We start from the raw sequence: 18648 nt of genomic DNA on the forward strand, positions 1-18648 counted from the left end.
CCGCGCGCGGGTGGGGGGAAGGAACGTCAGCCACGGTCATCCATCCTTTCACACCGTCCGCGCGACACAGCGCGGTGTCCGCATGGGACAGGTCACAGCGGCCGGTTCACAGCAGCCGCGGCCGGGGCCACACCCGGCCGCGCACGACGCCCGCCACGTCCGCGTCCGGCACGGCACCCCGGTGCCGGGAGTCCACGCCGGCGTCCGGGTTGTCGCTGAGCAGCCACCAGCCGCTCCCCCGGCGCTCGGCCACGCGCTTGACGGCGAGGGTGCCGTCGGCGAAGCGTGCGACCACGATCCGGCCCGGTCGCACCCGGGCGCCGTACGACACCAGGAGCCGCTCGCCGGGCCGCAGCGTGGGCCGCATGGAGTCGCCGCGGACGACGGCGAGTCCCACGCGGGGCCGACCTCCCGTTGCCGCGCGATCCATGCCGAGTAGTGTCGCAGGCAGCATTTCCCTACCCGACTGACTCTCTGAGAGGACCGACATGTTCTCCCGTATCGCCGACTCGCTTCGCGCGGCCTTCGTGGCCCCCACCGTCGAGGTCTCCGCCCACTGCGACCTGCCCTGCGGCGTCTACGACCCGGCCCAGGCCCGGATCGAGGCCGAGTCGATCAAGGCCGTCATCGCCAAGGCGCTCGACAGCGACGACCCCGACTTCCGCACCCGCGCCATCCTGATCAAGGAGCAGCGCTCCGAGCTGGTCAAGCACCACCTCTGGGTGCTGTGGACCGACTACTTCAAGCCCCCGCACTTCGAGGCCTACCCGCAGCTCCACACCCTGGTCAACGAGGCCACCAAGCTCGCCGGCGCGACCGGCACCAAGGGCACCCTCGACCCGGCCAAGGCCGACGAGCTGCTGGCGAAGATCGACGAGATCGCCGAGATCTTCTGGGCGACGAAGAAGGGCTGATCCAGAAGGACTAGTCATTCCGGGCCAGAGGGCCCAGAGCTCACGGGCCGCACGTCCATTTGACGTGCGGCTTCGTGATTTCGGCCCCATGGGAGGACGAGGTCCCTTAGCGTGACGCGGAGTCGGGCAAGTCGTTGCCCGGACCGACATCACCAACCGACCAGGGAGCACGCGGTCGGGGGGACCACACCATCCGGAGGGAGAAGCCGCGATGCATCGCGCCCTTTTCAAGATGTTCATCGGCCTGGCGGTAGCACTGGGCCTGACCTTCACGACGGCGTCCGTCTCGTCGGCGGCCCCGGCCGCGCCGGCGCGGCAGGAGCCCGCGGCGGACTGCTCCGCGCAGGGCCAGGCGCTCACCAAGGCGTACAACAACTACGGTGCCGCGAACGCCTACGTCGCCGCGGCCGACGCCAAGGTCAAGAAGTTCAAGAAGAAGCTCAAGAAGGCCAAGAAGCACCACGCGCCGGCCAAGAAGATCACCAAGCTCAAGAAGAAGCTCAAGAAGGCGAAGAAGGCCAAGCGGGCCGGCATCGCGTACCGCAACCAGACCGTCGCCGCCTACAACGGCGCCTACGCGGCGTACGCGACCTGCAAGGGCCGGCCCAACGCGGCCCCGCCGGCCACGCCCGAGCTGCCGGTCCAGGCGCTGTGCGACCTGGTGCCCCAGCTGCAGCCGCTCTGCGACGCCTTCGGCAGCGCGCTCGACCCGCTGATGACCACCTTCGACACCTTCTGCGCGATGGCCCCGGCCGAGGCCAAGCCCCTCTGCGACGCCCTCAAGGCCGGTCTCACCAACCCGACCGGTCTCGTCGACATCCTCCGGGCCACGCTGTCCAACCTCGGCCTCGGCACGGCCGTGGACGCGCTCGACCCGGTCCTCGACCTGCTCGACACCATCCTCAAGACGCTGGGCGGCGGACTGCCGGGCGGACTGCCCAGCATCCCCGGCCTGCCCAGCCTGCCGGGCCTGCCCGGTGCGGGCGGCGGCAACCCGCTGTGCTCGCTCGGCCTGCCCCTCCCCGGACTGTGCTGACAACGTCCGACTGAGCAACGACAGGACCCCGGGACCGACGTCCCGGGGTTCTTCGTTGCCGGGGTGCCTCCATGCCTTAGGGTGACCCCCGAGCCGGGCGTCCCATGCGTCCGGCCGATTCTCGGCTGTCGCCTATGGGGGGCGAGCGGCTGTCGACTTCACCTGAGGGAGAAACCGGCATGAATCGAGCCCTGCTCAAACTGATCCTCGGCGTCGCCGTCGCACTCGGCCTCACGCTGGCCGCTGCTCCGGTGGCCTCGGCCGCCCCGGCAGCCGCCACCACCGAGCGCGCGGTCGACTGCGTCGCCCAGGCCAAGGCCGTCGACATCGCGACCGCCACCCGGTCCGCGGCCCGGATCAAGATCCAGAACCTCGCCACCAAGATCTTCAAGCTCGAGAAGAAGATCAAGAAGGCCAAGCGGCACCACCAGGCGGCCAAGGTCAAGAAGCTGACCAAGAAGCTCAACAAGGCCAAGCGCAAGATCCGCAAGACCAAGATCCTGCGCGCCAACGCCGCCAAGGCCGTCAGCGGCACCCAGGTGCTGTACGCCTCCTGCCTGGCCGGCAACGGCGTCCCGCTGCCGACCTCGAAGCCGGACAAGGACAACCTGCTCGACTACGTCGGCGACGCGCTCAACCAGCTGGGCCTCGGCTTCCTGCTCGACTCGCTCGGTCTCGAGGCCGTTCTCGACCTGCTCGACCAGACCGGCCTGCTCGACCTGCTGGGTCTCGGCGACCTGCGTCCCTGACGCGACCCGTCCCCGTCCAACGGCCGTGTCCTCCGGGACACGGCCGTTGGCGTAGGGTCGTCCCGATCGGTTTTCCCACGCCACCCTGGAGGATGCGGCATGTCGGAGACGAGCAGCCCCGCTGTCGACGGTACGACGGCCGCCGACCGCCCCGACGAGGTCGAGCTGCGGCTGCCGGCCGACGGCGCCTACGCCTCGGTCCTGCGCACCCTCACCGCCGGCCTCGCGGCCCGCCTGGACTTCACCATGGACGACATCGAGGACCTGCGGATCGCGGTGTCCGAGGCGGCCGCCATGGTGCTCGACGAGGCCGACCCCGACGCCGTCCTCGACTGCCGGTTCCAGCTGGGGGGAAACCAGCTGGCACTCACCATCGCCGCCGACGCCGCGGCTCCCTCCGCTCCCGACTACGAGAGCTTCGGCTGGCAGGTCCTCGCGACCCTCGCCGACGAGGCCGCGATCGACGCCGTGGCCGGGCGCTACTCCGTCCGTCTCCTCGTTCGGTCCTCGCTCGCGTCATGACCACCGACCTGTCTCGGGGCGGCGGCCAGCGCGGCACGCCGACGAACGTCGAGGTGACCCGCAAGCGCAGCGCGGAGCTCTTCGTCGTCCTGCGCGACGAGGACGCCTCCCCCGCCGAGCGCGAGGTGGCCCGTGACTCCCTCGTCCACCTCCACCTGCCGCTCGTCGAGCACTGCGCCCGCCGCTTCCGCAACCGCGGCGAGCCCTACGAGGACCTGGTGCAGGTCGGCACCATCGGCCTGATCAAGTCCGTCGACCGCTTCGACACCGAGCGCGGGGTCGAGTTCTCGACGTACGCGACACCGACGATCATCGGCGAGATCAAGCGCTACTTCCGCGACAAGGGCTGGGCGATCCGGGTGCCGCGGCGGCTGCAGGAGCTGCGCATGCAGATCAGCGCCAGCACCGCCGAGCTCACCCAGTCGCTGGGCCGCTCCCCCACGCCGCGCGAGCTCGCCGACGCGATCGGCTGCTCGGTCGAGGAGATCGTCGAGGGCCTGGAGTCCAGCAACGCCTACTCCACGCTGTCCCTGGACGCCACCGACGACGACTCCGACGGTGGCAGCGGCCAGAGCATGCTCGACGCGATGGGCGTCGACGACGAGGCGCTCGAGCACGTCGAGATCCGCGAGTCGGTCAAGCCGCTGCTGGAGAACCTGCCGCCGCGGGAGAAGAAGATCCTGCTGCTCAGGTTCTTCAAGAACATGACCCAGTCCCAGATCGCCGAGGAGATCGGCGTCTCCCAGATGCACGTCTCCCGGCTGCTCAGCCGCACCCTCGCCCAGCTGCGCGAGTCGCTCGAGTCGGAGGCCTGAGCCACTCCGTCGCCGAAGCGGTGTTTACCCGGAACGGTCCGGGGCAGGAACCCCTGCGTCTCGACTCTTGACCGGTTCCAGAGACCTCGTCCATGCAGGGGATCGGTCCTTCCCGAAGGAGCTCCTCCCATGCGCAGGCTCGTCTCCGCTGGCGTCATCGCGATCACCTCGCTCGCGCTCGCCACGCCCGCCCTGACGTCCACCGCCGCGGCGGCCCCGGCCACCGCTGACACCGCCGTCGTGGCCGCCAAGGTCAAGGCCGGCAAGTTCAAGATCAAGAAGTCGGCCCCCGGCGTCCAGCCCGGCATCAGCAAGCTGGTCCTCACGTCCAAGGGCCTCAGGGGCTCCGGCAAGGTCAAGTACACGATCACCGGCGACAACGGCGCCGTGATCAAGGGCAAGGCCAAGGTCAAGAAGGGCAAGGCCAAGTACGTCGTGCCGGCCCTCGGCACCGGCCACTACAAGGTCAAGGCGAAGTTCAAGGGCCGCAAGGGCAAGACCAAGTTCGAGGTCTACGACTCGGCGATGACCCTCAGCACCACCGCGGTGAGCTGCTTCCGCAGCGACTTCCGCTCGCCGTACACCAAGAAGAGCACCCAGCTGTCCGGCAGCGTGAAGTACAAGGGCGCCCCGGCGACCTCGGGCTACGTCGACGTCTACCAGAACGGCAACGCCGCCGGTGGCTCGTCGTCGCCGTACCTGCTGCGCTTCGCGAGCATCAACCCGGCCAACGGCACCTTCAACTTCACCACCGGCTTCTGCTCGGCCGTCATCAACGGCGGCACCGGCAGCGCCCTCAAGGCGGGCCTGCCCAACGGGCAGTACCAGTTCCAGGCGTACTACACCAAGGACGCCGGCTACGACGACTACTTCTCGTCGAACTACATCACGGTGACCGTGGCGGACTGATCGCCCACGACCCAGCGACGGCCCGGTCCCCTCTCGGGGGGATCGGGCCGTCGGCGTTCTCGGGAGGGCTACTCGTCGTCGCCGGGACGGTCCTCCAGTGCCGCGATGGTGGCGGGGTGGAGCACCGCGGCCACGACGACCAGGGCCACCGCGGCCAGCCCGAGCGCGACGAGCAGCTCCTCGCGCAGGTTCCAGGCGAGACCGAGGACGATCAGCTGGGTGATCAGCACCGGGCCGCGCGCCCAGCCGTGGCGGCGCCACAGCGCGAGGGCGGCGCCGACCAGCACCACGCCGTACGCCGCGAAGAAGACCGCGGTCGACAGGCCGAACCCGAGCCGCTCGGAGGACACGCTGGCCAGCTCCAGGATCGCGAGGATGAGCAGCACCAGCCCCTGGACCGCGGCCAGCGAGGCGGCCACGGTGAGCTGCGGAGGTCGGTCGGACGGGTGGTCGGACGGGTGGTCGGACGGGTGGTCGAGGGGCCCTTCGGTCACCGCCGCAGCCTAGGCGGTCGGTGTCCAGCATCCGGTTGTGACCCAACAGACCACCCGAATTGCTTGATTCGCGACGCAATCCTTGGAAACCTTGCCGGAGCGATCGTGAAGCCGTTCACTTTTGCGGCTTCATGCGTGCCCGCTCCAGGGCACCCCCGGTAATGGAAGAAGAGGGCATCCCCACCCATGGATTGGCGACACCGTTCCGCATGCCTCGACGAGGATCCGGAGCTGTTCTTCCCGATCGGCAACACCGGCCCGGCGATCCTCCAGATCGAGGAGGCCAAGGCGGTGTGCCGACGCTGCGACGTGCGCGAGCAGTGTCTCGCCTGGGCGCTCGAGGCGGGACAGGACCACGGTGTCTGGGGTGGCCTGAGCGAGGACGAGCGCCGCGCGCTCAAGCGCCGCAACGCCCGCGCCCGGGTCCGCACCCCCGTCTGACCGACCGGTTCCCGGTCACTCGACCGGGATGCTGAAGCCTGCCCGGGTGCCACCGCCGGGCGCCCGACCGAGCGTCAGGTGCCCGCCGAGCTCGGACTCCACGAGCGTGCGCACGATCGACAGGCCCAGGCTGGTCGCGGCGTCGAGGTCGAAGTCCTCGGGCAGCCCTCGGCCGTCGTCCTCGACGGCGACCTCCAGCACGGTGCCGTGCCGCGCCGCCTGGATCGCGATCTGGCCGGCCGCGCCCGCGTCGTAGCCGTGCTCGGCGGCGTTCTGCATCAGCTCCATGACGACCATCGCGAGCGGCGTGGCGACCTCCGAGGCGAGGACGCCGAAGCTGCCCTCGCGACGGACGCCGACCTGGGCGGTGGTCGAGCCGACGTCGACCACCAGCCGGGCCAGCCGGTCGGCGATGTCGTCGAACTCGACCGTCTCCTCGACGGCCTGGCTCAGCGTCTCGTGGACGATGGCGATCGAGCCGACCCGGCGCACCGCCTCCTCGAGGGCCGAGGCCGCCTCGGGCGAGCCGATCCGGCGCGCCTGGAGCCGCAGCAGGGCCGCGACGGTCTGCAGGTTGTTCTTCACCCGGTGGTGGATCTCGCGGATGGTGGCGTCCTTGGTGACCAGCTCGCGGTCACGGCGGCGCAGGTCGGTCACGTCGCGCAGCAGGATGATCGCGCCGATGTGGTCGCCCTTGGGCCGCAGCGGGATCGCGCGCACGATCAGCGCGGCGCCGTCGCCGGGGCCCCCGGAGGCGCCGAGCTCGGTGTCGCGGTGCGCCCGGCCGCCGAGGACCGCGCTCAGCGTCTCCTCGTCGGGGCGCTTCTTGGGCGGTACCAGCTCCCGGGTCAGGTCGGGCAGCCGGTGACCGGTGAGGTCGCCGGTCAGCCCCAGCTTGCGGTAGGTCGACAGCGCGTTCGGGCTCGCGTAGATGACCCGGCCGGCGGCGTCGACGCGCAGGAAGCCGTCGCCGACCCGCGGGGAGTCGGCGTGGTCGCTGCGCTGGGCGGTGGACGGGAACAGCCCGGCGGCGATCATCTGGGACAGGTCGGTGGCGGCCTGGAGGTAGTTGATCTCCAACAGGCTGGGGGTGCGCACGCCGAGCAGGTTGGTGTTGCGGCTGATCACCGCGATCACCTTGCCGGCGCGCCGCACCGGGATCGCCTCGACCCGGACCGGCACGTCGTCGCGCCATTCGGGGTCGCCCTCGCGCGCGATCCGGCCCAGCTCGAAGGCCGCGTCGACCAGCTGGCGGCTGCCGGTGGCGGCGAAGGAGCCCACGATGTCGTCGACGTACGCCGTCGGGCCGGTGGTCGGACGCATCTGGTCGCCCGCCCAGAAGCCCGCCCCGTTGCGGTCCGGGAGCCACAGGACCAGGTCGGCGAAGGACAGGTCGGCGATCACCTGCCAGTCGGCCTGGATCAGCTGGAGCCAGGCGATGTCCGCGTCGTCGAGGTCGGTGTGACGCCGGGCGATCGCGGACAGGGAGGGCACGGACCCCAAGATAGGGCCTGGCCCAGCGCCGCGACTTAGGGTCCCTTCACATTGTTTGGCAGGATGGGCCCGGGGGATGAAGGCTCGGCTGCTCCGGAGGGTGTGGGTTGATGGTGTCGGTGGATTGGGCTCGCCTCCAGCAGGCCCTCCGCGACGGTGAGCGGCGTCCCCCCGCCGGTCACCCGATCGGCGACCTGACCGCACAGCTGACCCAGATGCTGGGCGACCCGGACCCCCAGGTCCGCGACGGGATGGCGTACTCCTTCCTGGCGACCTGGATCGAGCACGGCGCGTACGACGACCTGCTGGCCGGACTCGGCGACGGCATGTGCGCCGGGCTGAACACCGGCATCGGCGAGCGCGACACCGACACGGTGTTCCGGCGCAGCTTCTCGGTGCTGCTGCTCGCCGAGTGCATCCAGCGCGACACCCGGATCCGCCGGCTCCCCCCGAGCAAGGTGCTCCACTGGGGCGACCGGATCGCGGCCTGGTACGTCCGCGAGCGGGACCTGCGCGGGTTCGTGCCCGGCAAGGGCTGGGCCCACGCCGCCGCCCACGGCGCCGACGCGCTGGCCGCGCTGGCCGCCTCGCGCCACTTCGGGATGACCGAGCTGACCGTGCTGCTCGACGTGATCGCCGACCGGGTGCTCAACCCCGACACCCCGGCCCTGGTCCACGGCGAGCCGGACCGGATCGCCTACGCCGTGATGGAGGTGCTGCGTCGCGACCGGGTGCCGCTGAGCGTGCTGGAGCCGTGGGTGGTCCGCCTCGAGCAGGGCGCCCGGGCCCGGGCGCGCAGCGGCCGCGATCCCTACCGCGCCACCGGCAACGCCCAGCTGGTGCTGCGCGCGCTCTACCTCCAGCTCACCATCTCGCCGCGGCACCCCGCGGTCCGGCCCGACCTGCTGCTGGCGCTGGTCGCCTCGCTGCGCCGGGTGCATCCGTACTTCCTCGACGACGTCGGCTGACCCGGCTGACCCGGCTGCCTCGGGCGGACCTGGTGGCTAGGGTGCGGGAGTGACCACCAGCCCGGACCCCGACCAGCTCACCGGCCACGCCGGGGAGATCGCGACCCAGGTCGCCCGCGCCCACGGCGTGGAGACCATGTTCACCCTGTCGGGAGCCCACGTGTTCCCGATGTACGACGGCGCGGTCCGCAGCCAGGAGTGGGCCCAGCGCGACGGTCGCGCGCCGGTGCGGCTGGTCGACGTACGCCACGAGCAGACGGCGGCGTTCGCGGCCGAGGCGACCGGCAAGCTGACCCGGGTGCCGGGGCTCGCGGTGCTCACCGCCGGGCCGGGCGTCACCAACGGCGTCAGCGCGCTGGCGCAGGCCTCGTTCGCGGGCTCCCCGATGGTCGTCGTCGGCGGCCGGGCACCGGCCAACCGCTGGGGCAGCGGCGCGCTCCAGGAGATCGACCACCTGCCCATCGTCGGCCCGGTCACCAAGCACGCGGCCACGCTGATGACGGCGAACGAGGTGGCGGTGGGCTTCGACACCGCGTTCACGCGGGCGCGCAGCTCCCACCGCGGACCGACCTACGTCGACGTACCGATGGACGCCTTCTTCGACGCCGGCACCGGGCCGGTCCCGGTGCTCGGCGACGACCGCGGCGCGGAGCCCGACAGCGACGCGGTCGCCCGGATCGCGGGGCTGGTCGCACGCGCCGCGCGGCCGGTCCTCATCCTCGGAACCGACGTGTGGGCCGACCACGCGGAGGAGGCCGCGCTGCGGCTGGTCGAGGAGATGCGGCTGCCCGCGATCACCAACGGCATGGGCCGCGGCATCGTCCCCGGCGGCCACGCGCTGCTGGTGACCAAGGCCAGGGGCGCGGCGCTGGGTGGGGCCGACCTGGTCGTGGTGGTCGGCACCCCGCTCGACTTCCGGCTCGGGTACGGCGTGTTCGGCGGGAAGGACGGCGCCGCGCCGGCCGCCGTCGTCCACATCGCGGACTCCCCCGGCCAGGTGTCGGGGCACGCCGACCTCGCGGCATCGGTGAGCGGCGACCTGACGGCCGTCCTCGACGGGCTGCTCGAGGCGCTGGCCGGCGCGGCCCAGCCGGACCGCTCGGCCTGGCTCACGCTCCTGCAGGACACCGTCGCCGCGGCGAGCGCACGCGACGCCGAGCTGCTCGGCGCCGAGGCCGACCCGGTGCATCCGGCCCGGATCTACGGCGAGCTGGTCCCCCGTCTCGCCGACGACGCGGTCGTGATCGGCGACGGCGGCGACTTCGTGTCGTTCGCGGGCAAGTTCGTGGAGCCGAAGCGGCCCGGCTGCTGGCTCGACCCCGGACCCTACGGCTGCCTCGGCGCCGGCCTCGGCGCCGCGATCGCGGCCCGGATCGCGCGGCCGTCGTCCCAGGTGGTGCTGCTGCTCGGCGACGGCGCGGCCGGCTTCTCGCTGATGGACGTCGACACGCTGGTCCGCCATGACCTGCCCGTGGTGATGGTGATGGGCAACAACTCCGCCTGGGGACTGGAGAAGGGGCCGATGCAGATGCTCTACGGCTACGACGTCGCCGCCGACCTGGCCCCGCGCACGGCGTACGACCAGGTGGTGTCCGCCCTCGGCGGCGCCGGCGAGACCGTCACCGATCCCCGCCAGATCGGGCCGGCTCTGGACCGCGCGTTCGCCGCCGGCGCGCCGTACCTGGTCAACGTGATCACCGACGTCGACGCGGCGTACCCGCGCGCCACGTTCGGGATCTGAGCATGGCCGAGGCGACCATGAGGTTCACCGTCGGCGACGACGACACCGCGCTCGCCGTGGGCTCCGGCAGCCTGCCGGTGCTCGGCACGCCGCGGCTGCTCGCCTGGTGCGAGGCGGCCACCTGCGCGGCCGTCGAGGCGTCGCTGGGCGAGGGCGAGACGAGCGTCGGCACCCGCGTCGACCTCGAGCACCTCGCCGCCACCGCGGTCGGCGGCAGCATCGAGGTCACCGCCCGCCAGGTGTACGCCGACGGCCGGCTCAGGCGCTACGCGGTCTCGGCACGAGAGCTGGGCGCCGACGACCGGCCGGGCCGGCTGATCGGCTCCGGCGAGGTGACCCGGGTCGTGGTCGACGCCGCGCGCTTCCTGGCCCGGCTGCAGGGGTGAGCCCGTCGCCCGGGCGGATCGCCGGAGGTTGTCCACAGGTTCGGGAGACGCGCTGGCTTCGGCGTGAACGGTCTCGTAGGGTCGTGCCCGGACCGAAGGAGACCCTCGTGGCATTAACCCAGCAGGACGTCGAGCGGCGGCTCGACCAGAACCACAACGACATCGCGGGCGCCTACGAGTTGCTCACCGAGGTCAAGACGACCGTCGACGGACACACCGTCGACCTCGCCGAGCTCAAGACCACCGTCGACGGACACACCGTCGACCTCGCCGAGCTCAAGACCACCGTCGACGGACACACCGTCGACCTCGCCGAGCTCAAGACCACCGTCGACGGACACACCGTCGACCTCGCCGAGCTCAAGACCGACATCGGGGTCATCAAGACCGACGTGGCCGAGCTCAAGACCACCGTCAACGGACACACCGTCGACCTCGCCGAGCTCAAGGCCGATACCGGGGTCATCAAGACCGACGTGGCCGAGCTCAAGACGACCGTCAACGGACACACCGTCGACCTCGCCGACATCAAGGAGACCCTGACCGAGGTGCTCCGCCGGCTCCCCGAACCACCGGCGGCCTGACCCCGCGCGAGCACCCGGATTTCACCGCTGGGTCCCGGGCTGAGAGAATGGCTCGATTCACGACTTCAGGAGGAACCATGGGCAAGACCGGCCGCAAGCGCCGCGCGCGCCGCAAGAAGGGCGCGAACCACGGCAAGCGCCCCAACAGCTGAGCGCAGGCACCGACGAACCCCCGAGACCCTCGCGGTCCGGGGGTTCGGCTGTTCTCCGCGCCCGGCTCCGGGCGCGGCCACAGCCCAGGAGGGGCCGATCCGGCGGCGGGTGCCGGGCTCAGCCCTCGGTGATCCGGACCTGGATCTGCTGGATCTGGATCCGGACCCGCTCGCGCAGCTCGGCCGGGGCGGTCTCGCCGCACGAGCGGGCGACGACCGCCTTGACCGTGCGCTGGAGGTCGTAGCGCTCCAGACAGGGGCTGCAGGAGTCGATGTGGGCCCGGACCACGGCACAGTCGCCGGCCTCGAGCTCGTTGTCGATCAGCCGCACGATGCGCTCGAGGAAGTCGGCGCACTCGGCGTTGCTGGGGTCGTCCGAGACGTGCACGTGGTCGTGACCGGCGTGGTCGAAGGACTCGGACATCACTGGCCCCCCTCGAGCGGCGCGTCGCCGCCGGTGCGGACGTAGTCGGACAGCATCTCGCGCAGCTGGCGCCGGCCGCGGTGGAGGCGGGACATGACCGTCCCGATCGGGGTGTCCATGATCTCGGCGATCTCCTTGTAGGCGAAGCCCTCGACGTCGGCGAGGTAGACCGCGAGCCGGAACTCCTCGGGGAGTCGCTGCAGGGCGTCCTTCACCTGGCTGTCGGGGAGGTGCTCCAGCGCCTCCATCTCCGCCGACTTCAGCCCGCTCGACGTGTGCGACTCCGCGCGCGCGAGCTGCCAGTCCTCGACGTCCCCCGTGTCGCCGGCGAGCGCCTGCTGCGGCTGGCGCTGCTTCTTGCGGTAGGAGTTGATGAAGGTGTTGGTCAGGATCCGGTACAGCCAGGCCTTGAGGTTGGTGCCGGGCTTGAACTGGTGGAACGCGGAGAACGCCTTGGCGAAGGTCTCCTGGACCAGGTCCTCGGCGTCGGCCGGGTTGCGGGTCATCCGCATCGCGGCGCCGTAGAGCTGGTCGAGGAAGGGCAGGGCGTCGCGCTCGAAGCGCGCGGCCCGCTCCTCAGGGGTCTCCGACGCGACGTCGACGACCTCGGGGTGGGAGGCGTCGGCGTCCAGGGACGAAAGATCGGAAATCTCGGTCATCGCGTCCCAGACTACGGTGCCCACGGTCCCGGGGCGCTCCAGCGTCGCGATCATGGAAGCCTGAACGCCCCGGATCCGGGACTCATTCCCCACTCCGGCGGACTCAGCCGGCGCCGACGACCTCGCGCACGACCCACTCGAGGGTCGACTCGACCACGATGGCCATCGCCTCGGCCTCGGTGAGCGCCCCGCGCTTGGGTACGGCGAGCCCGTGGTCGGCTCCCGGCACCACGGCCAGGTCGGTGCGGCCGGGCAGCGGGTCGGGGAACTCCTCCGGCCGGCCGAACGGGTCCCGCTCCCCCTGCACCACCAGGGTCGGCACGCCGGCGCCGGCCAGCTCGTCGAGCCGGGAGCGCTCCGGCCTGCCGGGCGGGTGGAGCGGGAAGGACAGTGCCAGGCAGCCGGCGGCGCCGAGCTCGACGGCGGTGCGGCACGCCGAGCGGGCGCCGGCGGACCGGCCGCCGACCACGAGCGGACTGCGGACGCGCAGCGTGGCGGCCGCCGCCCGCAGGCCGACGTCGAGGGTGGCCGGTGGACTGGCGACCTTGCGCCCGGCCCGGCGCCAGGGCTGCTCGAAGCGGGCCACGCTGATCCCCTGGCCCGGCAGCTGGGCGGCCAGCGCCTCGAGGTCCCGGGCGTCGATGCCACCACCCGCACCATGGCTGACCAGCAGGGTCGCCATCGGCCGGCGGGCCCGGCGTACGACGAGCCGGCCCTCGCCGTGGACCGTCTCGACGAACCGCTCGTCGCTCACAGCAGGGTGCCCTGTCCGTCGTCACCGGTCTCGTCGGAGAACGGGATCGGCTCGACCAGCTCGGGCCCGTTGTTGGCGACATTGCCGACCGCCGTCGAGACCGGATACGCCGTCAGGCCGGTCTGCTGCGCGGGCCGCAGCTGCTGGAGCAGGCCGGGCAGGTCGTCCGCGGGTGTGCGCGGGTCGAGCCAGGCCTGGCGGCGCTCCGGCTCGACGAGCAGCGGCATCCGGTCGTGGATCCGGCCCAGGTCGTCGGTGGCCTCGGTGGTGAGCACCGTGCAGGTCCAGCGGAACCGGTCGTCGGCGTCCTCGGGCTTGGCGGGGTCGCGCCAGATCTCGTAGAGACCGGCCATGGCCAGGCTGGAGCCGTCGCCGGGGGTGATGAAGAAGGGCTGCTTCCTCGGCTTCCCGCGGGCGGTGCGCTGCTGGGTCTCGTACCACTCGAAGTAGCCGTCCGCGGGAAGGATGCAGCGCCGGGCGGCGAAGGCCCTGCGGAAGGCGGGCTTCTCGGCCACCGTCTCCATCCGGGCGTTGATCATCCGGCTGCCGATGCTCGCGTCCTTGGCCCAGGACGGCACCAGGCCCCAGCGCAGCGCCCGGAGCTGACGAACCGGCTCGTCGCCGTCACGGTCGCGGGAGGCCCGCTCCATGACGGCGTACACCTCGTCGGTGGGCGCGACGTTCCAGGAGGGCGGGAGGGCCCGCTCGAGGCGCGGATCGAGGACCTCGAACTCCTCGGCGAGGTCCTCCGGGCTCCGGCTGGAGGCGTAGCGGCCGCACATGAGCGTCAATCTATCGGTCTGCGCGGACCGGCTCGGGGTACCGAGCGGCCATGGCACTGAGCAGACTCATCGCCCGACCGCTGCTGGCGTCGTACTTCCTCGCGAACGGCGCCCAGGACCTCCGCGACGCCCCGGCGCTCGCCGCTCAGGCGGCGCCGGTCACCGAGGCCCTCGCCCCCGCGCTGGACAACGCGACGCCGGACCAGGTGTCCGTGCCCCGCGACCCGGTGCTGTGGGTGCGGGCGAGCGGTGCGGTCCAGGTCGCGGCCGGCCTGGCCCTGGCGACCGGCCGCTTCCCACGGCTCTCCGCGGCCCTCCTCGGCGCGACCCTGGTGCCGTCGACGGCCGCGCGCTACCGCTTCTGGGAGACCACGGACAAGGAGCAGCGCCGCGAGCAGCTCACCCACTTCGTGAAGAACACCGCCCTCGCCGGCGGCCTGCTCATCGCCGCGCTCGACACCGCGGGGAAGCCGGGACTGGCGTGGCGGGCGCGGCACGCCGCGCACGACGCGGGACGCGAGGCGGCGCTCCTCGGCGCCAAGGCGAGGGCGCACCTTCACTAGACTCAGCCGGGAGATGACGACTCCTGCCCCGCACGCCGACCCCTGGCCCGCGCCCACCACCACCGGACCGCTCCACGCGACCGTGACGCTGCCGGGCAGCAAGTCGCTCACCAACCGGGCGCTGGTGCTCGCCGCACTGGCCGACGGGCCGTCCGTCGTACGCCGGGCGCTCCGCTCGCGCGACACCCTGCTGATGGCGCAGGCGCTGACCGCGCTCGGCGCCTCGGTCGACACGTCCGGCGACGACTGGACGGTCGCGCCGCTCCACGGCGCCGTGGCGGGCGAGCGCGCCGCCGTCGACTGCGGCCTCGCCGGCACGGTGATGAGGTTCGTGCCGCCGGCCGCCGGGCTGGTGCGCGGTGAGATCGCCTTCGACGGCGACCCCCACATGCGCAAGCGGCCGGTCGGCGAGATCCTCGACGCGCTGCGCGGGCTCGGGATGGACATCGACGACAGCGACGGCGCCCTGCCCTTCACCGTCCACGGCGCCGGTGCGGTGCCGGGTGGGACGGTCGTGATCGACGCGTCGGCGTCCTCGCAGTTCGTCTCGGCGCTGCTGCTCGCGGGCGCGCGCTTCGTCAACGGCGTCGACGTACGCCACGACGGCGGGCCGATCCCCTCGCTCCCCCACGTCGAGATGACGATCGCGATGCTGCGCGACCGCGGCGTCGCCGTCGACGACGCGGACGCGAACCGGTGGGTGGTGACGCCCGGCCCGATCGCGGCGTACGACGAGGCGATCGAGCCCGACCTGTCCAACGCCGCGCCCTTCCTGGCGCTCGCGGCCGTCTCCGGTGGCTCCGTGACCGTCCGCGACTGGCCGGCCGCGACGACCCAGGCGGGCGACGCGTTGCGCGTCCTGCTCGCGCGGATGGGCTGCGCTGTCGACCGGGTGGACGCCGGGCTCCGGGTCACCGGGCCCGAGGACGGCTGGCACGGGCTGCGCGGCCTCGACGCCGACCTGCACGACGTCGGCGAGCTCGCCCCCGCGATCGCCGCGCTGTGCGCGCTCGCGCGCACGCCCTCCCGGCTGACCGGCATCGCCCACATCCGCGGCCACGAGACCGACCGGCTGGCGGCGCTCGCGACCGAGCTCGGCGCGCTCGGGGCGGACGTCGACGAGCACCCGGACGGGCTGACCATCCGCCCCTCCGAGCTGCGTGCCGGCACCTTCCACACCTATGCCGACCACCGAATGGCGCACGCCGGCGTGATCATCGGCGCCGCGGTCCCCGGTGTGCTGGTCGAGAACGTCGCGACGACGAGCAAGACCTTCCCCGACTTCGCCGGCTTCTGGGCCGGGCTGTTCTGAGGGCCGCCCATGCCGAGGTACGACGAGCACGACGTCGAGCACTACGACCGGCCGCGTCGTCGTACCCGCCCCCGGACCAAGGAGCGGCCCACCCACGACGACGCCGTCGAAGGACTCGTCGTCACCGTAGACCGCGGGCGGTTCACGCTGCTGATCGACGGGCGCACCGTCCTCGCGATGAAGGCCCGCCCGCTCGGCCGCAAGGGCGTGGTCGTGGGCGACCGGGTCCGGGTCGTCGGCGACGTCTCCGGCACCGACGGCTCGCTCGCGCGGATCGTCGAGGTGCTCGAGCGCAGCAGCACGCTGCGCCGCACCGCCGACGACGACGACCCGGTCGAGCGGGTCATCGTCGCCAACGTCACCCAGCTGGTGGTGGTCACCGCCCTCGCCGACCCCGAGCCGCGGCCGCGGTGGATCGACCGGGCCCTGGTGGCGGCGTACGACGGCGGGATGGCGCCGCTGCTCTGCCTCACCAAGGCGGACCTGGAGGACCCCGAGACGCTGCTGTCGACGTACCGGTCGCTGGGGGTGCCGTGGGAGGTCACCCGCCGCGGCCCGGACCGCACCATCATCGGCCTGGACGCGCTGCACGACCGGCTGCGCGGCGAGACCAGCGTGCTGATCGGGCACAGCGGCGTCGGCAAGTCCACGCTGGTCAACGCGCTGGTGCCCGACGCGCGCCGCGAGACCGGGCACGTCAACGCGGTGACCGGGCAGGGCCGGCACACCTCGACGTCCGCGCTGATGCTGCCGCTGACCGGGGGCGACGGCTGGATCATCGACACCCCCGGCATCCGCTCGTTCGGGCTGGCGCACGTGCAGCCCGAGCACCTGATCGAGGCCTTCCCCGACCTCGACGAGATGACCGAGGACTGCCCGCGCGGGTGCACCCACGGCGACGACGAGCCGGAGTGCGGGCTCGACGAGGCGGTCGCGGCCGGCGAGGCCGACCCGGAGCGGGTGGCGTCCTTCCGCCGGCTGCTCGCCGCGCGGTCGGTCACCGACTACTGACCCCAGACCGCCTCGGCGCCGGAGTGACCGGTGACCACGACGATCACCAGCACGGCCAGCGACGTGACCGCGAGCAGTGCGGCCAGCAGCCACCGCAGCCAGCCCTGGTCCGCCGGGCGCACCGCCCCGATCACGGCGACCACCGCGAAGCCGATCGTCCACCACAGCAGGTAGGTGCCGAGGTCCTCGTGGGTACGGAGCCGGTCGGCGAACTCTCCGCTGGCGGTGGAGAACCGGTCGGAGTCGCGGAAGTCGCTCCCGGACAGGTACGCCGCCACCACCGAGACGCATGCGACGAGCGCCCCGACGACGACCGGCCAGCGCAGCCGGTCGCGCCAGCGTGGCACCAGGGACGCCAGGGCGAGCAGCGCGGCGAGCGGTGTCAGCACCACCGCGGCGTGGACGACGAGCGGATGCAGCGGGATGCCGGCGATCTCCATGGTTGAATCCTGCACGAGCGCCGGTCGCCCGGTCGGCACGTGATCCGGCGCGGCGCACTAGGGTGCCCCTGTGGCTGCCCCCGACTACACCGACGACCTGCGTCTGGCACACCTGCTCGCCGACGACGCGGACTCGCTCACCCAGGCCCGCTTCCGCGCGCTCGACCTGCACGTGATGAGCAAGCCGGACCTCACCCCGGTGACCGACGCCGACCAGGCGGTCGAGGAGTCGATCCGGCGTACCCTCTCGAAGGCGCGCAGCCGCGACGCCGTCACCGGCGAGGAGCAGGGGACCTCCGGCCACTCCCAGCGCCGCTGGATCGTCGACCCGATCGACGGCACCAAGAACTACGTGCGCGGCGTACCCGTCTGGGCGACGCTGATCTCGCTGGTCGTCGACGACGAGGTGGTGCTCGGCGTGGTGTCGGCGCCCGCGCTCCAGCGGCGCTGGTGGGCGTCGGCGGGTCAGGGTGCGTGGACCGGCAAGTCGCTGATGAAGGCGACCGCGTGCCAGGTGTCCGACGTACGACGGCTGGAGGACGCGTCCTTCTCGTACTCCTCGATCAGCGGCTGGGAGGACCGGGGGCTCGGCGAGGACATGCTCGCCCTGATGCGCCGGGTCTGGCGAACCCGGGCCTACGGCGACTTCTGGTCCTACATGCTGCTCGCGGAGGGCGCCGTCGACATCGCCGCCGAGCCCGAGCTGGAGGTCTACGACATGGCCGCGCTCGACATCATCGTGCGCGAGGCGGGCGGCCGGTTCACCTCGCTGGAGGGCCACGACGGCCCGTGGGGCGGCAATGCGCTCGCCAGCAACGGCCACCTCCACGAGGCCGCCCTGTCCTTCCTCGGCAGCGTCGGCGACCTCGACGACGACCCCGACTGGCCGCGTACAGGACCGGGCAGCGTGTCCGATCTGCGGTCACGTCGGCAGCGGACCAGTGACGAGGACGACGCCTCCGAGTAACCTGCGTCACATGCGCATCGCTGACGTGCTCCAGTCGAAGTCGCTTCGCGACGTGGTCACCATCAGTCCCGAGGCGGGGGTCCGCGAGCTCCTCGCCGTGCTCTCCGAGCACAACATCGGCGCGGTGGTGGTGAGCGCCGACGGCGCCTCCCTCGACGGGATCGTGTCCGAGCGCGACGTCGTACGCCGCCTCCACAGCGACGGCACGGTCATCAACAACGTCGTCTCGGCGATCATGACCACCGAGGTCAGCACCTGCTCCCCCGACGACGACCTCGACGAGGTGCTCGCGGTGATGACCGAGCGCCGGTTCCGCCACATCCCCGCGACCGACGGCGATCGGGTCGTCGGGATCGTGAGCATCGGCGACCTGGTCAAGCACAAGATCGACCAGTTGCAGTTCGAGCGCGACCAGCTCGACTCCTACGTGCACCAGTCCTGACCGACCCGGCACGAACTGGCTCCCGGATCCCGCCGACCCGGCAGAAACTCGTCTGCTGAACGCGCTGACCCGGCAGAAAGTGTCCCGCG

Annotated in this window: 25 protein-coding genes; 17 read left to right on the top strand and 8 right to left on the bottom strand. The window is 72.3% G+C overall.

The features are described from left to right. Positions 1-106 precede the first annotated feature (106 nt). The gene (gene sodX, locus JOD66_RS02455) at positions 107-454 is read right to left on the bottom strand and encodes a nickel-type superoxide dismutase maturation protease (protein WP_372442401.1); all 348 of its coding nucleotides are present in this window, start codon (positions 452-454) and stop codon (positions 107-109) included. 34 nt (positions 455-488) lie between these two features. Between sodX and sodN the strand changes: the two genes are divergently transcribed. From sodN to JOD66_RS02485, 6 genes are all read left to right on the top strand, one after another. Then, a complete protein-coding gene (gene sodN / locus JOD66_RS02460) occupies positions 489-914 on the top strand; it encodes a superoxide dismutase, Ni (protein ID WP_204835358.1) in 426 nt (141 codons plus the stop codon). A 211-nt stretch (positions 915-1125) separates the two neighbouring features. Beyond that, positions 1126-1950: a hypothetical protein gene (locus tag JOD66_RS02465; protein WP_204835359.1), complete on the top strand. Its 825-nt coding sequence runs from the start codon at positions 1126-1128 to the stop codon at positions 1948-1950. A gap of 179 nt (positions 1951-2129) precedes the next feature. After that, positions 2130-2699: a hypothetical protein gene (locus JOD66_RS02470; protein WP_204835360.1), complete on the top strand. Its 570-nt coding sequence runs from the start codon at positions 2130-2132 to the stop codon at positions 2697-2699. Positions 2700-2798: 99 nt separating this feature from the next. Further along, positions 2799-3221 (top strand): ATP-binding protein, encoded by a 423-nt coding sequence (locus JOD66_RS02475; RefSeq protein WP_204835361.1) that lies wholly within the window; start codon positions 2799-2801, stop codon positions 3219-3221. Beyond that, positions 3218-4036, top strand: coding sequence for an RNA polymerase sigma factor SigF (locus JOD66_RS02480; RefSeq protein ID WP_204835362.1), 819 nt, complete (start codon positions 3218-3220; stop codon positions 4034-4036). The genes JOD66_RS02475 and JOD66_RS02480 overlap by 4 nt, the downstream gene beginning before the upstream one ends. A gap of 129 nt (positions 4037-4165) precedes the next feature. Next, positions 4166-4945: a hypothetical protein gene (locus JOD66_RS02485; protein WP_204835363.1), complete on the top strand. Its 780-nt coding sequence runs from the start codon at positions 4166-4168 to the stop codon at positions 4943-4945. A 68-nt stretch (positions 4946-5013) separates the two neighbouring features. Here the strand turns inward: JOD66_RS02485 and JOD66_RS02490 are convergent, their stop codons facing one another. Beyond that, positions 5014-5439, bottom strand: a complete 426-nt coding sequence (locus tag JOD66_RS02490) for a hypothetical protein (protein ID WP_204835364.1) — start codon at positions 5437-5439, stop codon at positions 5014-5016. Between the two features lie 186 nt (positions 5440-5625). Between JOD66_RS02490 and JOD66_RS02495 the strand changes: the two genes are divergently transcribed. Next, complete coding sequence (locus tag JOD66_RS02495) at positions 5626-5880, top strand: WhiB family transcriptional regulator (RefSeq protein WP_038678054.1); 255 nt, start codon at positions 5626-5628, stop codon at positions 5878-5880. Positions 5881-5895: 15 nt separating this feature from the next. Here JOD66_RS02495 and JOD66_RS02500 read toward each other — a convergent pair whose 3' ends face one another. Continuing rightward, complete coding sequence (locus JOD66_RS02500) at positions 5896-7374, bottom strand: PAS domain-containing sensor histidine kinase (protein ID WP_204835365.1); 1479 nt, start codon at positions 7372-7374, stop codon at positions 5896-5898. A gap of 119 nt (positions 7375-7493) precedes the next feature. Here JOD66_RS02500 and JOD66_RS02505 point away from each other — a divergent pair, with 119 nt between their 5' ends. The 5 genes from JOD66_RS02505 to JOD66_RS29710 all read left to right on the top strand — a co-directional run bounded on the left by JOD66_RS02505 (position 7494) and on the right by JOD66_RS29710 (position 11205). Next, entirely contained in the window at positions 7494-8342 is an 849-nt protein-coding gene (locus tag JOD66_RS02505; RefSeq protein WP_307823252.1) for a DUF2785 domain-containing protein, read from the top strand. A 49-nt stretch (positions 8343-8391) separates the two neighbouring features. Beyond that, positions 8392-10083, top strand: a complete 1692-nt coding sequence (locus JOD66_RS02510; RefSeq protein WP_204835367.1) for an acetolactate synthase — start codon at positions 8392-8394, stop codon at positions 10081-10083. 2 nt (positions 10084-10085) lie between these two features. After that, positions 10086-10469, top strand: coding sequence for a thioesterase family protein (locus JOD66_RS02515; RefSeq protein ID WP_204835368.1), 384 nt, complete (start codon positions 10086-10088; stop codon positions 10467-10469). A 107-nt stretch (positions 10470-10576) separates the two neighbouring features. Beyond that, positions 10577-11053 (top strand): kinetochore Spc7 family protein, encoded by a 477-nt coding sequence (locus tag JOD66_RS02520; RefSeq protein ID WP_204835369.1) that lies wholly within the window; start codon positions 10577-10579, stop codon positions 11051-11053. A gap of 77 nt (positions 11054-11130) precedes the next feature. Beyond that, a complete protein-coding gene (locus JOD66_RS29710; RefSeq protein ID WP_370249596.1) occupies positions 11131-11205 on the top strand; it encodes a 50S ribosomal protein bL37 in 75 nt (24 codons plus the stop codon). A gap of 118 nt (positions 11206-11323) precedes the next feature. Here the strand turns inward: JOD66_RS29710 and rsrA are convergent, their stop codons facing one another. The 4 genes from rsrA to JOD66_RS02540 all read right to left on the bottom strand — a co-directional run bounded on the left by rsrA (position 11324) and on the right by JOD66_RS02540 (position 13824). After that, a complete protein-coding gene (gene rsrA, locus JOD66_RS02525) occupies positions 11324-11629 on the bottom strand; it encodes a mycothiol system anti-sigma-R factor (protein WP_204835370.1) in 306 nt (101 codons plus the stop codon). Further along, positions 11629-12288 carry a sigma-70 family RNA polymerase sigma factor gene (locus JOD66_RS02530; protein WP_239545047.1) on the bottom strand — a complete coding sequence of 220 codons (660 nt, stop codon included), beginning with the start codon at positions 12286-12288 and terminating at the stop codon, positions 11629-11631. Before JOD66_RS02530 ends, rsrA begins: the two co-directional genes overlap by 1 nt. Before the next feature lie 103 nt (positions 12289-12391). Continuing rightward, complete coding sequence (locus tag JOD66_RS02535; protein WP_204835371.1) at positions 12392-13042, bottom strand: alpha/beta hydrolase family protein; 651 nt, start codon at positions 13040-13042, stop codon at positions 12392-12394. Continuing rightward, complete coding sequence (locus JOD66_RS02540) at positions 13039-13824, bottom strand: SOS response-associated peptidase (protein WP_204835372.1); 786 nt, start codon at positions 13822-13824, stop codon at positions 13039-13041. The genes JOD66_RS02535 and JOD66_RS02540 overlap by 4 nt, the downstream gene beginning before the upstream one ends. A 50-nt stretch (positions 13825-13874) precedes the next feature. Between JOD66_RS02540 and JOD66_RS02545 the strand changes: the two genes are divergently transcribed. Genes JOD66_RS02545 through rsgA form a run of 3 tightly spaced genes read left to right on the top strand, consistent with a single transcriptional unit; the run spans position 13875 to position 16710 of the window. Continuing rightward, positions 13875-14387: a DoxX family protein gene (locus tag JOD66_RS02545; RefSeq protein ID WP_204835373.1), complete on the top strand. Its 513-nt coding sequence runs from the start codon at positions 13875-13877 to the stop codon at positions 14385-14387. A gap of 13 nt (positions 14388-14400) precedes the next feature. Continuing rightward, a complete protein-coding gene (aroA, locus tag JOD66_RS02550) occupies positions 14401-15699 on the top strand; it encodes a 3-phosphoshikimate 1-carboxyvinyltransferase (protein WP_204835374.1) in 1299 nt (432 codons plus the stop codon). A gap of 9 nt (positions 15700-15708) precedes the next feature. Continuing rightward, positions 15709-16710 (top strand): ribosome small subunit-dependent GTPase A, encoded by a 1002-nt coding sequence (rsgA, locus tag JOD66_RS02555; protein WP_204835375.1) that lies wholly within the window; start codon positions 15709-15711, stop codon positions 16708-16710. Here the strand turns inward: rsgA and JOD66_RS02560 are convergent. Beyond that, a complete protein-coding gene (locus JOD66_RS02560; protein ID WP_204835376.1) occupies positions 16704-17150 on the bottom strand; it encodes a DUF2231 domain-containing protein in 447 nt (148 codons plus the stop codon). The genes rsgA and JOD66_RS02560 overlap by 7 nt on opposite strands. 70 nt (positions 17151-17220) lie before the next feature. Between JOD66_RS02560 and JOD66_RS02565 the strand changes: the two genes are divergently transcribed. After that, positions 17221-18117 (top strand): inositol monophosphatase family protein, encoded by an 897-nt coding sequence (locus JOD66_RS02565; RefSeq protein WP_204835377.1) that lies wholly within the window; start codon positions 17221-17223, stop codon positions 18115-18117. A gap of 10 nt (positions 18118-18127) precedes the next feature. Continuing rightward, on the top strand, positions 18128-18559 hold the full coding sequence (locus JOD66_RS02570) for a CBS domain-containing protein (protein WP_204835378.1): 432 nt from the start codon (positions 18128-18130) through the stop codon (positions 18557-18559). Positions 18560-18648: the final 89 nt, after the last annotated feature.

Origin of the sequence: Nocardioides nitrophenolicus (genome assembly GCF_016907515.1) — a bacterium.
In the GTDB taxonomy this organism is placed as follows: domain Bacteria; phylum Actinomycetota; class Actinomycetes; order Propionibacteriales; family Nocardioidaceae; genus Nocardioides; species Nocardioides nitrophenolicus.

Coding starts and splice junctions, on each gene's coding strand:
- JOD66_RS02530 (WP_239545047.1), bottom strand. CDS start 12,288: ATGACCGAGATTTCCGATCTTTCGTCCCTGGACGCCGACGCCTCCCAC.
- JOD66_RS02485 (WP_204835363.1), top strand. CDS start 4,166: ATGCGCAGGCTCGTCTCCGCTGGCGTCATCGCGATCACCTCGCTCGCG.
- sodN (WP_204835358.1), top strand. CDS start 489: ATGTTCTCCCGTATCGCCGACTCGCTTCGCGCGGCCTTCGTGGCCCCC.
- aroA (WP_204835374.1), top strand. CDS start 14,401: ATGACGACTCCTGCCCCGCACGCCGACCCCTGGCCCGCGCCCACCACC.
- JOD66_RS02470 (WP_204835360.1), top strand. CDS start 2,130: ATGAATCGAGCCCTGCTCAAACTGATCCTCGGCGTCGCCGTCGCACTC.
- JOD66_RS02545 (WP_204835373.1), top strand. CDS start 13,875: ATGGCACTGAGCAGACTCATCGCCCGACCGCTGCTGGCGTCGTACTTC.
- rsrA (WP_204835370.1), bottom strand. CDS start 11,629: ATGTCCGAGTCCTTCGACCACGCCGGTCACGACCACGTGCACGTCTCG.
- JOD66_RS02540 (WP_204835372.1), bottom strand. CDS start 13,824: ATGTGCGGCCGCTACGCCTCCAGCCGGAGCCCGGAGGACCTCGCCGAG.
- JOD66_RS02475 (WP_204835361.1), top strand. CDS start 2,799: ATGTCGGAGACGAGCAGCCCCGCTGTCGACGGTACGACGGCCGCCGAC.
- JOD66_RS02515 (WP_204835368.1), top strand. CDS start 10,086: ATGGCCGAGGCGACCATGAGGTTCACCGTCGGCGACGACGACACCGCG.
- JOD66_RS02480 (WP_204835362.1), top strand. CDS start 3,218: ATGACCACCGACCTGTCTCGGGGCGGCGGCCAGCGCGGCACGCCGACG.
- JOD66_RS02495 (WP_038678054.1), top strand. CDS start 5,626: ATGGATTGGCGACACCGTTCCGCATGCCTCGACGAGGATCCGGAGCTG.
- sodX (WP_372442401.1), bottom strand. CDS start 454: ATGCTGCCTGCGACACTACTCGGCATGGATCGCGCGGCAACGGGAGGT.
- JOD66_RS02465 (WP_204835359.1), top strand. CDS start 1,126: ATGCATCGCGCCCTTTTCAAGATGTTCATCGGCCTGGCGGTAGCACTG.
- JOD66_RS02570 (WP_204835378.1), top strand. CDS start 18,128: ATGCGCATCGCTGACGTGCTCCAGTCGAAGTCGCTTCGCGACGTGGTC.
- JOD66_RS02560 (WP_204835376.1), bottom strand. CDS start 17,150: ATGGAGATCGCCGGCATCCCGCTGCATCCGCTCGTCGTCCACGCCGCG.
- rsgA (WP_204835375.1), top strand. CDS start 15,709: ATGCCGAGGTACGACGAGCACGACGTCGAGCACTACGACCGGCCGCGT.